The sequence below is a fragment of the Neobacillus nitrireducens genome (assembly GCF_030915405.1).
GTDB lineage: Bacteria > Bacillota > Bacilli > Bacillales > Cytobacillaceae > Neobacillus.
The window spans coordinates 4,580,581-4,592,976 of the sequence record NZ_CP133262.1 but is presented as its reverse complement, the minus strand read 5'-3'; the positions used below and the strand labels follow the sequence as shown (position 1 = coordinate 4,592,976).

The window sequence follows — 12,396 nt, the reverse complement described above, 5'->3', positions numbered from 1 at the left end:
TAAAAATATGTAATCTTATTGATTTACTTTTACCATTGCTGGACGAATGACACGGTCCTTTAACAAATATCCTTTTTGGAATTCATCCGTTACAATATTAGAGCCATAGTTCTCGTCCTCACCCTGCATAACGGCTTGATGGAGATGCGGGTCAAATTCCTTACCTACCGATTCAATTACTTCAACACCTTCATTTTTCAAGGCATCTAGCAAACTGCGGTAAACCATGTCCATTCCTTGAAGAAGTGTCTTGGTTTGTTCATTATCTGCTTCAACTTTCATGGCTCTTTCAAAATTGTCAATTGCAGGTAGTAAATCTGTAATTAGGTTTTGTGCTCTATATTTTTGGCTCGCCTCTAGATCAATTCTAGTGCGTCTCCGGAAATTATCAAAATCAGCTTGGAGTCGGAGATATCGATTATCTGCTTCCTCTAATTTTCCCTTCAGCAATTGAAGTTCTTGTTCCTTAACATCAACTGGAAAGTCATCAGTTTGTTCAGTTGTTCCACCCTCTTCAAAAACAGTCTCAACCGTTTTTTCATCGGTAAGTTCAACATTAACAGTATTTTCGATATCAACTTCTTCATTTATCGTGTTATTATTCTCATTTGTCAACTTACTCACCTCCCTTAAAGCATTTACCAATTTAAGTAATATATTTTCATGGAAAAGGGGGTGAAATGAAAGGGTATTTCACCCACGTGAAATTCACCCTAATTTCACCCTTACTCAATATTTCCAGTGCTATTTATTTTGATACAACTTTGTTAAAACTGATGTTAAATCCTTACTAAGAAATTGCAATAAGCTAATGACTCGAGAATATTCCATTCGTGTCGGACCTAGGATGGCAATCGTTCCTAAATTTTCAACTCCTGCTGAATAGGTAGCAGTGATTAGGCTGCAATTATCCATCACACTATTGTTATTCTCTCTGCCAATTTTGACGTGAATACCTGCTGAATCATTTCTGATTAAATTATATATCCACTCTTCCTGGTCAATCAGGGTTAAAAGGCTGCGAAGCTTTGCAACATCATGAAACTCTGGCTGACTTAACATATTCGTTTTTCCGCCAAAGAAAAGTTTTTCATTAATTGGCATTTTTAATGAATCAGCAACGGTATGCAGCATTAAATCATAATTATGAATATGCTGCCTTAAGAGCATCGCCACTTCTTTATAAATTTTATCATTTAGGTCTTCAAGCGGAACTCCTGCCAAACGTTCATTCAGGATATTGACTGTTTTTTCTAAGTCACTTGCATCCACCGAAGGCGGTAAGGAAAAGGTCCTATTTTCAACATGTCCTGTGTCTGTTACAAAAATAGCCACAGCGGTCTCTTTGTTCAACGGGATAATTTGAATTCTTTTCAACTTATTAATACTAACGGCCGGACCAAGGACAATCGATGTGTAATTGGTTAGTTCCGATAATATTTTGGCTGATCTTTGAATAATTTTTTCAAACTCAAAAATTTTCTCCGCAAAAATCGACTGAATAATGGTTACATCATGTTGATTTAACACTTGTGGAGACAGGAGATGGTCAACATAATACCGATAACCTTTTTCCGATGGGACACGCCCTGAAGAGGTATGTGTCTTTTCAATATACCCCAAATCTTCTAGGTCGGACATTTCATTGCGAATCGTTGCCGAACTAAAAGAGATTTCCTCTTTTTTCGACAAGCTTCTTGAGCCGACTGGTTGGGCAGATCGAATAAAGTCATCAACAATAACTTGAAGAATTAACAATTGACGATCTGATAACAACATTCATCACCTCTGTTAGCACTCCTAGTTACCGAGTGCTAATTATACTAATAAATTATCAAATAAAGGGGGATGGTGTCAATCAAAAAGCAAATCACTTTTATCTTAAAAATGCCTGAAAAACTTCATTTCCTAGCAGTCGGCCCTTTTTTGTTAAAAATATATGATTTTTTTCCACCTTTAACCACTGTTTATTCGTTAATTCTGCAATCTCCTGCTCGAATAACTGTTGTGGATCAACGGCAAACTTTTCCATAAAATGCGGGACTGATACCCCTCGGGTTTTACGCAATCCTAGGAACATTTCTTCTTCCATTTGTTCAACCTTAGTGGTCTGATGTTCATTAATAACAGGGAGTTCCCCACTAATAATTTGGTCCATATATCTTTTTAATGGGCCAGTATTTGATCGTCTAACCCCATTCAAGTAACTATGGGCCCCAGCACCGAACCCATAATAGGATTCGTTGTTCCAATAGGTTAGGTTATGCCTGCTTTCAAAACCGGGTTTTGAAAAATTACTTATTTCATATTGACTGAATCCGTGTTTTTCCATTTCCTCCATTAATAATTCGTACATAGCTGCTTCCACATCCTCACCAGGAGAAGGCAGCTTTCCTTTTTTCAAGAGGTTATAAAAGACAGTTTTTGGTTCAATAATTAAGGAATAAGCTGAATAATGTGTAATGTCAAGGGAAAAAGCCTCAGTTAATGACTCTTTAAAATCTCTAATCGTTTGCGTTGGTAAACTAAAGATGAGATCGATACTAATGTTTTCGAATCCGATTTTTTTTGCGTTATCAATGGTTTGATAAACATCTTTCGCTTTGTGAACGCGGCCAATTTTTTTTAGTAATTCCTCGTTAAAAGTTTGCACACCTAGACTCAGACGATTTACACCCGCATCTTTTAATATTTCTAATTTTTCCTTCGTTAAATCACCTGGATTGGCTTCAAAGGTAAATTCCATCGTCTCACTCTTCGGCAGGTTTGTGTTAATGCTATCGCAAAAACGATAGAGTTGCTGCTCATTTAACGATGTCGGGGTACCTCCTCCAACAAAAATTGTTTCCAGATTACCTGAGGGAAACTGGTTAACTGTCATTCGAATTTCTTGATCAAGCGCTTTTAAATACTCATCTACTGGCTGACCCTTTAGAAATACTTTATTAAAATCACAATAATGGCAAATATGCTCACAAAAAGGGATATGGAGATAGGCCGATTTAATCATTTCTTTCACTTCCTCGATAAATGTAACAAAAGGAGGTTAGAATTCGCCCGATAATGGCTTGTCCTAACCTCCCGCTAGTTTATTTTTTTGTATTGGAATCGTCCATTTTTAAGACAGCCATAAATGCTTCTTGTGGTACTTCAACGGATCCAACCTGTTTCATCCGCTTCTTACCTTCTTTTTGCTTTTCTAACAATTTGCGTTTACGGGAAATATCTCCACCATAACATTTGGCTAATACGTTTTTACGCATGGCTTTAATTGTGGAACGAGCGACAATTTTTTGACCAATTGCCGCCTGAATCGGAACCTCGAACTGTTGTCTTGGAATAAGTTCCTTCAGCTTTTCAACAATAATTTTTCCGCGCTCATAGGCAAAATCATTATGAACGATAAAGCTTAAAGCATCCACTTTTTCAGCATTTAGTAATATATCCATTTTGACCAACTTGGATGGTTTATAACCAATAAGCTCGTAATCAAAGGAAGCATAACCTCTTGTACTCGATTTCAATTGATCAAAGAAATCATAGACAATTTCCGCTAATGGCATTTCATAAATGATACTTACCCGATTTTCAGCCAGGTATTCCATCGTTACGAAAATCCCTCGTTTTAGTTGGCATAGTTCCATAATTGTACCAACATAATCATTTGGAGCCATCATGGTTGCTTTTACATACGGCTCTTCCACGCGTTCTATTTTTTGCGGGTCTGGTAAATCCGACGGATTATCCACCTTTATTTCAGAACCATCTGTCATGTGAACGTGATAGATAACACTTGGTGCAGTGGTAATTAGATCGATCTTGAATTCTCGTTCAATCCGTTCTTGAATGATTTCCATATGAAGCAGTCCTAGAAATCCACAGCGGAAACCGAAACCAAGTGCTTGCGATGTTTCAGGTTCAAATTGAAGGGAGGAATCGTTTAACTGCAGCTTTTCTAGCGCTTCACGTAAATCATTAAATTTCGCTGTATCAATTGGATAAAGCCCACAATATACCATTGGGTTGAGTTTGCGGTAACCTGGAAGGGCTTCTGTTGCTCCATTTTTCGCATTTGTAATCGTATCACCGACACGGGTGTCGCCAACATTTTTAATCGATGCAGATAAAAAGCCAACATCACCAACGGTTAACTCGTTTAACATCGTCGCTTTTGGTGTAAAAACACCTACTTCATTTACTTCAAATTCTTTCCCGGTAGCCATCATTCTAACTTTATCGCCGACTTTAACAGTTCCCTCGACAACCCGGATATAGGCAACAACACCTCGATAGGCATCGTAAAGTGAATCAAATATTAGCGCTTTTAACGGCGCCTCTGGATTTCCAGTTGGTGCCGGGACTTTTTCAACAATTTGTTCAAGGATTTCTTCGATCCCAATACCTGCTTTAGCTGAAGCTAACACAGCTTCTGAAGCATCCAAGCCGATGATTTCTTCGATTTCGCCGCGTACCCGCTCTGGGTCAGCACTAGGTAAGTCGATTTTATTGATGACTGGTAAAATTTCAAGGTCGTTATCAAGGGCAAGGTAAACGTTCGCTAGTGTCTGTGCTTCAATTCCTTGAGCAGCGTCAACGACTAAAACAGCCCCTTCACAGGCTGCAAGGCTCCTTGAAACCTCATACGTAAAATCGACGTGTCCCGGTGTATCAATTAAATGGAAAATATATTCTTCTCCATCTTTAGCTTTGTATTTTAACTGAACGGCATTTAACTTAATGGTAATTCCGCGTTCTCTTTCAAGGTCCATTGAATCCAATAGCTGGTCCTTCATTTCCCGAGAGGTCAACGCATTGGTTTTCTCCAAGATACGGTCAGCCAAAGTTGATTTCCCATGATCGATATGGGCAATGATTGAGAAATTTCTAATTTTTGATTGTCGTTTTAGTCTTTCATTATTGTTCACGGTATTTCACTCCTACTATACTCGCACATATACACTATTTTGAATTATATCAATAGGATTACCAAGATTCAATGAAAATCGAAAAGTGGAAGCGCCCGTTTAGCGCCGTATGGACTGGAGAGCTCCGAATAAGATAAAGGAAACACGAAGAGCGCTAGCGATTCGATGTTGACTTATCGCAAGGAGGAGATCGAAGTCCACTAGGCGCTGGGCGCTGGAGCTAAACACTGATCATATTTCAAAGTAGCAAATAGCGGCACCTAATGGGTGCCACTACACGTTTTAATCTGCGATAAGTTCAACTATTTTTTGGGAGACACCTGATATCCCATCGGACATCTTCTTTCCCATCGAAGAGAAGAAATTATATGCGCTTATTTCTTCAAGCTTTTTCTTCTTTGCTTCAAGATCATGGCTTGAAATATCATTGCCCAAAAAGGTTGCACTTAAGTTACTATCCGTTTCATTTAAACTTACGGCATTTTGAAAATTAGGATCATCATAGCCTTTCATTTTATGAATACCGTCATTAGCTAATTGCATCCCTACTAAAACAGAGATTAACATGAGCGCAACTAGGCATAGGCTTTTTAACATGAACATTTTCATAAAAAATGCTCCCTTACTTCTATTGTTTTTTCGTTGATTGCTCAACATCCCCATTTACTTTTTCAGCTTGCCAGTAGAATTCACTAAATACGTCTGCAAGTGCGTCTGCCGATCGATTTAATTCCTCAAATGTGTTATCGACTCCGCCAAATTCAATCAAAAGCGCATTTTCAGATAGGTTTTGATTGTAAATACTGTTAGAGCCAGCAGCATTTTTGACCATCACTCCCCGGCTTAACCCCTTATACTTCTTTTGAAGTAGATCGTGCAGTTCCTTTGCTAGTTTTGCATTTTTTTCATAATTTAGGTTTTTACCGCCGATAACAAATGCAAGCTTTGCAAAAGATTTTCCATTAATGTTAACTGTTGTTTGGTTCTTGCGTCGTGAATCCCTATGAATATCAATAAAATAAGCCAAATCATGGTTTTGTGCCATTGCCGCTTGTACAACTGGGCGAGATTCCTGGTACGATCTTGGATAACCTAAACCTTTTTTATTTAAGTTCGCCTGGATATCAGTTTTATCGATAGTAGTACCGATTCCTCGATCCTCTAAGCTCGTTTTTAATTGATCGCCAATTTTGGTGACGTTAATTTTTGAATGGTAGGCAAGATTCGGATTCGTGACGCCTTTAAGATATGGTAAATAAGATTCCCGAGTATGTGTAAAGTAAACATAGACTATCTTGTGATCGCCTGTTGTTTGTCCAGGTGTTGAAGGGGTCTTTTCTCCTGATGGCTTCTCGATACCTTCTAAATTTACCAAAGATGCTTCTCGCTCTGCTTTCATAATTTCAATAGGAGGCGCAGATTCAATTGGCATATTAGTGTAATTGGTACCCTCACCAGCCACAAGAATTTTCCCATCAAACTGAAAGAATCCTGGAAGTTCTCTGCCTAAAAGGCTTCGAGGATCATTTAAATTTATATTGCTTGAAAGCTTAAATACTAGATTGGTCAATTTTGGAGTAGCAGTCCAATCTCTTTCAACCGATAAAAAATGATGATTTTCCCAGCCCATTAATTGATAAAGCAATTCTCCATTCACATTTGTGGCAGCCTGATTAACCGAAGACGACATTGGCCGATATTGTGGCTTTAACGAGGTTAATAATCCACTAATAGAGAAAATCAATAGCATAAAGACTATCAGTAATCCAGCGACTTTAAGTAAACTTGATCCTTGTACCATAATAAAAGTTCCTGAGTTTCTAGCTTTCATGGTTCCACCTCGCAAAACGGATTCTAGTAAATATTATGAAGATACTAGAATCGATAGAACCACTAGTTAAATTTTAGAGGCACTTCCTATAAAAAGTAGAACTAAAAAGCACCTCGGGGAAAATCCGCTTATTTTGTATAAAACCCTGCATTCTCTTGGTCAACTGCACTATGGAGCGAGGAATTCAATCCGTTCGCAATTAAATTTGCCATATCCTCGATGAAAACATCTACTTCCTTAGGAGTCACCATTAAATTATGTCCGATTGGAGACAATACCTCATAAATTAACTTTCTTTTTTCATCATCTGCTAAAGTACCAATCATCCCAAGAAATGTCTTGCGGTGCTTTTCTTCAGGTAAATCCTCCTCGGTCAGCTTGCGCTTTTCTCCAAAACTCATCCCAGCTGGTGCAAGTGCCCTCGAAGGCCGATTTCCTTCCCTAAGTTCTTTCCCGAAATGTTTAAGAATAAAATCAATCGTATCACTTGTAATTGACACAGCATCAACCACTGTCGGAACCCCAATCGCAATGACAGGAATCCCTAGGGTTTCCTTACTCAGTTCTTTTCTCTTATTACCAACACCTGAACCAGGATGAATGCCTGTATCGGAAATTTGAATCGTCGAATTGACTCGTTCAATCGACCGTGATGCTAGTGCATCAATGGCAATTACAAAATCAGGTTTTGTTTTTTCAACAACGCCAAAAATAATATCGCTTGTCTCAATCCCGGTTAAACCCATAACTCCCGGGGATAGTGCACTAACCGACCTAAAGCCTTCTTCGACATTTTCGGGCTGAAGTTGAAACAGGTGACGGGTAACCAACAAATTTTCACAAACCATTGGACCTAGTGCATCTGGGGTTACATTCCAATTTCCCAGTCCCACCACTAAACAGGAATCCGTTTTTTTAATCCCGGTTCCCTCTAAAAAGTAAGCAAACTCCCTTGCGAAAATTTCCTCAACCTTTTGCTGTACCTCCGTATTTTGCTGGCGAATCCCTTGTACTTCTAACGTTAAATATCGGCCAGCCTTTTTGCCCAGCTGTTGTTCGCCCTGTTTGGTAACCTCTACTAAAGAAAGTTTTATGTCCTCCACATCTTTTTCTTTTATAATTACTCCTTCAATTTGCGAAAGATCTTTTTCTTGCCCGACTGTTCCATCCTGTCGCGTTAGCACCATTTCCCGTGCTTCAATCGCCAAATCCGTTCGAACAGAGTACTGACTTAAGTCAATTGATTCGTTCATTACCTACACTCCCATCAAAATCTTCCTAAAATATAGAAACTATTTCCTATTTTTACCCTTTTCAACTTAATTCATGCAAAAAACAAGTATTGCAATATTAGCTTCCATTTGATAAAATATTTCATGTTCTGAATTATTTTTTATGAATGTTAAGTCGAGTTCATATAGTCTCGATTCTTTGTAGGAGGTGAAAGTAATGCCTAATATTAAATCTGCTATTAAACGTGTAAAAACAAGCGAAGCTCGTAATGCTCAAAATACAACTGTTAAATCTGCAACTCGTACTGCTGTTAAGAAAGCGGAAGCTGCTATTACACTTAATGATGCTACAGCTGCTAAGGAAGCATTAGTAACTGCTGCTAGTAAATTAGACAAGGCTGCTGCTAAAGGTCTTATCCACAAAAATGCTGCTGCTCGTAAAAAATCTCGTCTAATGAAAAAGACAAACGCGCTTTAATTAAAGCATAAAAAACGATTCCCTTTACAGGAATCGTTTTTTTATTTATTTAAATGAAATAGAAACATCTCAATTAATAAAGATTTATTCATACCTCCGGTTTTCATTTGATAGTCGGCTTCAGCAAGGAGTTCCATTAAATGAGCCAATTCTTCATCCCTGAATTTTGGTGCTTGTCCGAGGGCAAGTTTGACTCGGAAGGGGTGTGTTTTCAAGAAACCGGCTATTTGCTGCTGTCCATACCCTCTTCTCGAGAGCTCCTTTACCTGGTAAATTAACCTAAACTGTCCCGCCAGCAAGGCCAAGATCTTAATCGGTTCTTCATTTTGTTTTAACAAATCATAATAAATTCTTAGGGCTTCATCGAGTTTTCGCTGAACAACTTTTTCAATCAGTGTAAAAATATTTTGCTCAAGCGAACGAGCTACTAATTTTTCCACTAAACTGATATCGATCCTTTTTTCGTCTGCTGCATATAAGGCCAATTTGTCCACTTCACTGGTAATCATAAACATATTTGTTCCAACCAATGCCAGCAAGTGTTCAATCCCCGCTGGTTCAAATTCAATCCCGCTGCGCTTTGCCCTGCTCACTACCCAGTTTTTTAATTCATGTTCATTTAACTTTTTGGCTTCAACTATTTCAGCGCTTCTTTTTAATTCTTTCGTGATTTTTTTTCGTTCATCTAATTTTTCATACGGAGCTGAAATGACAACTACTGTATATGGTGCCGGCTCCTTCAAATACATTTCGAATCTTGATATATTATGATTGATTTTTTCTTTTGATTTTTCAGCAGTTAAAAAAACAGGATTATGTAAAAAGATTACTTTCCTTTCACCCAAAAATGGAAAGGTTTCCGCATCTTCAATTGCAACTTCAATTGGAGTTTCCTCTAAATCATAGGTTGAGAAATTAAAATCCTTTTCTTCTTCTGTTAAAATATGGTTAAGTAATAATTGCTTTGTTTCATTTATTAAAAATGCCTCTGTGCCAAATAATAAATAAATAGGAGCAATTTCCTTTTGTTTAATTTTTCTCCAAATATCAACGACCATTTGTCAGCGCTCCCCTTCTCCCACTCATATATATGGTAAAGAAGCTTGGACAATTTGACAAGTACTTAAAGGGAATTAGCACTTATCTATAAGTGCTAATTCCCAATCTATAATGAACGCCTTCAATAGAAGCCCTAGGATATTCTATTGTTCGGCGGAATTCCTTGTGTAAGATTAGTGTAGCCTTTTATCAGTCTCACTATTTTGACAACTCTTGTCAGTTAAGGAAATGCATTTTGATGTAAGCTGGATTTTTTCATGAGAATGACTTATACTATATGTGAAATAGGAGGGGTAGACTGTGAATGAATTTGAAAAAGATGTGCAAAGTAAGCGAAACGACGCGATTGATTCTGGGGTAGGATTTGGGGTTTCCTTTGGTTTTTTTGCGATAATGTTTATCGTTGCGACAGTCATTAAAGTAATCGGTTCATAATGAATGGCTACATATGTGTAATTCAGGAGACTGCATTCGTGCAGTCTTTTTAATTTTTTCTTGAGATGCTTTATCCTATGGTAAATAGGGAGAAATGGTTCCTGATCCATCATAAAATTTATAGGTGATTGCCCCTTGCTGGTCCGTTCGGAGAATTAATGAATTAGTTTTTTTTAATTCTTCGAGTACCTCTGAATGCGGGTGGCCATAACGATTTTTTTCACCTACAGAAATCAAGGCGGCTTTCGGGTTTATTTGAGTGATAAAGGCTTCTGCACTTGATGTTTTACTGCCATGGTGACCTACTTTTAAAACGTCAATTTTTAAATGCGGATATTTTTTAATGATTTTTTCTTCCCCTGCTTGATCAAGATCTCCACCAAAAAACCAACGAACTCCCCCTAATTTAGCTAAAAAAGCAATGGACCCACTGTTTCTTTCCCCTGCAAAATTCTTTTCTGGTGAGAGGATATAAAATTCATTATCTCCACTAACCCAGCGGTCTCCTTCTGACACTTTTATGACAGCAATTTTTTTCTTTTGTGCCTCCCGGGTAATGCCCAGTTCAGTATCAGATGGGGCGATTACAGAAGGCATGAGGATTTGTTTTACTTCCAGCTCTTTTAAAATCGAGAATGTCCCTCCAATATGATCCATGTCCCCATGTGTCAAGATAAGTTTATCTATCTTGGTAATTCCTTTTCCTTTTAGAAATGGCACCACTACATCCCTTCCCACTTCAAACGGTTTTGCACGTTCTCGCCATTTTTCTTCCGCGTAATTCATGGTCCCACCCGTATCAATGAGATAAGTCCCTTTCCCATGTGGAAATTCAATGAGAATACTATCCCCTTGACCAACATCAATCATTGTCACTTCCGAAAAAGGATATAGCCAATTCCAACCTTGCTGAAATATTATCAGCCCAAGACACAATAAGATGAGGCGACCCTTCCTTTTCGGAAATGTTTGGGTTTCCCAAAGATAAAAGATGAAAAGCAAGATAAAAATATAGATCGAAAGTAATAACCAATTGGGCCTTCCAGGATTAAAGCGGAAGAAACTAAAATCAGCAAGAATCTCAATCAGGTGATTAGAGAAGCTAATGATAATTAAAAAAAATTTTATAAGAATGAGTGGAGTTTTTCCAAATACGAACTGGATGATATACAAAAGATACAATCCAGGGAGGTACAAAAATGAAAAAAGCGGAATGTACACCATATTAGCGAAGATCCCTATCAATGAAACCTCAAAGTAATGATACAGTAAGAACGGAAGTGCAGCTAATTGTGCAATCAGTGAGGTAGCTAGCATCTTCGTGAAGTTCCTATCATAGTCTTGAAGTATATAGGTTGCTGATAAAATGATCACAAGACTTACTGCGAATGAGAGTTGAAAACCCGCATCAAAAATCACCATTGGGTTAAAAAACAAATAGAATAGAAAGGCCAAGCTAATAGCATCTAAGGGGATAAGCCTCAGGCGCACTTTTAACTTAACAGTCAGTAACACAAGGAAAATCATGATCGCTGAGCGGATCACAGATGGTGAGCCACCAGTTAGAACGACATAAATTGGCAGGAGTATAAGAAGAAAATTAATCATGAACTGTCTTGTCAGCCCAAATCGAATCCCAATATAAAAAACCATCGCGATTAATAATGAAACATGGAGTCCTGAAATGGCGAGTAAATGAACAATCCCAGTCTTTTGGTACGCAGATAAAACTTCCGGGTCAAACAAATTTCTGTCCCCAAATATTAATGCAGCTGAAAGTGAAGCAATTTCAATAGGAAAATGAGATTCTAAATAATTAATTCCAGAATATCGAAGTTGTTTGATCATTTCTACTGGAGTAGCCTTCATGGAAGAGCAATTTTGAAGTGGACTTGCTTGGATCTCTACTATCCAATAAATGTTCTGCCTTGATAAATAATTTCGGTAATTAAATGCATTGGGGTTTTTAGCAACCGCTGGTTTTTCCAGAGTGCCTGTCACCCTGCATAAACAATGATAAAACGTTTTTGTTTTTAAATTTTCCTTTTCTTGTTCTGATTTAATTTTATAGCGGATGAGGAGTTTCTCCTTGAATTGGGCGTCTGTAGCCTGTACCTGTAATAGGTCACCATCAATTTTGGGGTCTTGTGTATAGTGAAGATAAAAGGTTGTAGTGGATGCGGGGATGACTGATTTATTTATGGATACTGCATGTAGACCAATTAAAAAAAATGTTAAAAAACAAATGGCTATGATTGCAAGGTGCAATTTCTTAAATCGTTTATATTTAAATAGAAGATATAGATATAGGGTTTGGATGAGGATAAAAGATATCCAATGATATTGAGCAGATAGCACGCCTAATAAAGCAGTGATTGCAAAATAAAGAAATTTTCCATTCATTTGTATTTTCCCCCTAAGGGATTTTTTTACAAA

General features: G+C 37.8%; 11 protein-coding genes. 2 read left to right on the top strand and 9 right to left on the bottom strand.

Annotation, left to right across the window (positions count from 1 at the left end):
- Nucleotides 1-15: 15 nt before the first annotated feature.
- The 7 genes from grpE to gpr form a co-directional block, all read right to left on the bottom strand.
- Nucleotides 16-615: a nucleotide exchange factor GrpE gene (gene grpE / locus RCG22_RS22325; RefSeq protein ID WP_098259584.1), complete on the bottom strand. Its 600-nt coding sequence runs from the start codon at nucleotides 613-615 to the stop codon at nucleotides 16-18.
- Between the two features lie 129 nt (nucleotides 616-744).
- Entirely contained in the window at nucleotides 745-1,776 is a 1,032-nt protein-coding gene (gene hrcA, locus RCG22_RS22320; protein WP_098259585.1) for a heat-inducible transcriptional repressor HrcA, read from the bottom strand.
- Between the two features lie 100 nt (nucleotides 1,777-1,876).
- Nucleotides 1,877-3,010, bottom strand: a complete 1,134-nt coding sequence (gene hemW, locus RCG22_RS22315; RefSeq protein WP_308104756.1) for a radical SAM family heme chaperone HemW — start codon at nucleotides 3,008-3,010, stop codon at nucleotides 1,877-1,879.
- Between the two features lie 79 nt (nucleotides 3,011-3,089).
- Nucleotides 3,090-4,925, bottom strand: a complete 1,836-nt coding sequence (gene lepA / locus RCG22_RS22310; RefSeq protein ID WP_098259587.1) for a translation elongation factor 4 — start codon at nucleotides 4,923-4,925, stop codon at nucleotides 3,090-3,092.
- Nucleotides 4,926-5,207: 282 nt separating this feature from the next.
- Nucleotides 5,208-5,534, bottom strand: coding sequence for a YqxA family protein (locus tag RCG22_RS22305; protein WP_308104755.1), 327 nt, complete (start codon nucleotides 5,532-5,534; stop codon nucleotides 5,208-5,210).
- A 19-nt stretch (nucleotides 5,535-5,553) separates the two neighbouring features.
- Complete coding sequence (gene spoIIP, locus RCG22_RS22300; protein WP_308104754.1) at nucleotides 5,554-6,756, bottom strand: stage II sporulation protein P; 1,203 nt, start codon at nucleotides 6,754-6,756, stop codon at nucleotides 5,554-5,556.
- A gap of 128 nt (nucleotides 6,757-6,884) precedes the next feature.
- Nucleotides 6,885-8,009, bottom strand: coding sequence for a GPR endopeptidase (gpr, locus tag RCG22_RS22295; RefSeq protein ID WP_308104753.1), 1,125 nt, complete (start codon nucleotides 8,007-8,009; stop codon nucleotides 6,885-6,887).
- 196 nt (nucleotides 8,010-8,205) lie between these two features.
- Between gpr and rpsT the strand changes: the two genes are divergently transcribed.
- Complete coding sequence (gene rpsT, locus RCG22_RS22290; RefSeq protein ID WP_066257719.1) at nucleotides 8,206-8,466, top strand: 30S ribosomal protein S20; 261 nt, start codon at nucleotides 8,206-8,208, stop codon at nucleotides 8,464-8,466.
- A 41-nt stretch (nucleotides 8,467-8,507) separates the two neighbouring features.
- Here the strand turns inward: rpsT and holA are convergent, their stop codons facing one another.
- Nucleotides 8,508-9,524 carry a DNA polymerase III subunit delta gene (gene holA / locus RCG22_RS22285; protein ID WP_308104752.1) on the bottom strand — a complete coding sequence of 339 codons (1,017 nt, stop codon included), beginning with the start codon at nucleotides 9,522-9,524 and terminating at the stop codon, nucleotides 8,508-8,510.
- 301 nt (nucleotides 9,525-9,825) lie between these two features.
- On the opposite strand from holA, the gene RCG22_RS22280 reads away from it, so the two are divergent.
- Nucleotides 9,826-9,960 (top strand): YqzM family protein, encoded by a 135-nt coding sequence (locus RCG22_RS22280; protein ID WP_026563518.1) that lies wholly within the window; start codon nucleotides 9,826-9,828, stop codon nucleotides 9,958-9,960.
- Nucleotides 9,961-10,035: 75 nt separating this feature from the next.
- Here the strand turns inward: RCG22_RS22280 and RCG22_RS22275 are convergent, their stop codons facing one another.
- On the bottom strand, nucleotides 10,036-12,363 hold the full coding sequence (locus RCG22_RS22275; protein WP_308104751.1) for a DNA internalization-related competence protein ComEC/Rec2: 2,328 nt from the start codon (nucleotides 12,361-12,363) through the stop codon (nucleotides 10,036-10,038).
- Nucleotides 12,364-12,396 lie beyond the last annotated feature (33 nt).

Excerpts from the sequence above, each read along its gene's own strand:
- hemW (WP_308104756.1), bottom strand. The coding sequence starts at position 3,010 with ATGATTAAATCGGCCTATCTCCATATCCCTTTTTGTGAGCATATTTGC.
- RCG22_RS22305 (WP_308104755.1), bottom strand. The coding sequence starts at position 5,534 with ATGAAAATGTTCATGTTAAAAAGCCTATGCCTAGTTGCGCTCATGTTA.
- spoIIP (WP_308104754.1), bottom strand. The coding sequence starts at position 6,756 with ATGAAAGCTAGAAACTCAGGAACTTTTATTATGGTACAAGGATCAAGT.
- gpr (WP_308104753.1), bottom strand. The coding sequence starts at position 8,009 with ATGAACGAATCAATTGACTTAAGTCAGTACTCTGTTCGAACGGATTTG.
- rpsT (WP_066257719.1), top strand. The coding sequence starts at position 8,206 with ATGCCTAATATTAAATCTGCTATTAAACGTGTAAAAACAAGCGAAGCT.
- holA (WP_308104752.1), bottom strand. The coding sequence starts at position 9,524 with ATGGTCGTTGATATTTGGAGAAAAATTAAACAAAAGGAAATTGCTCCT.
- RCG22_RS22275 (WP_308104751.1), bottom strand. The coding sequence starts at position 12,363 with ATGAATGGAAAATTTCTTTATTTTGCAATCACTGCTTTATTAGGCGTG.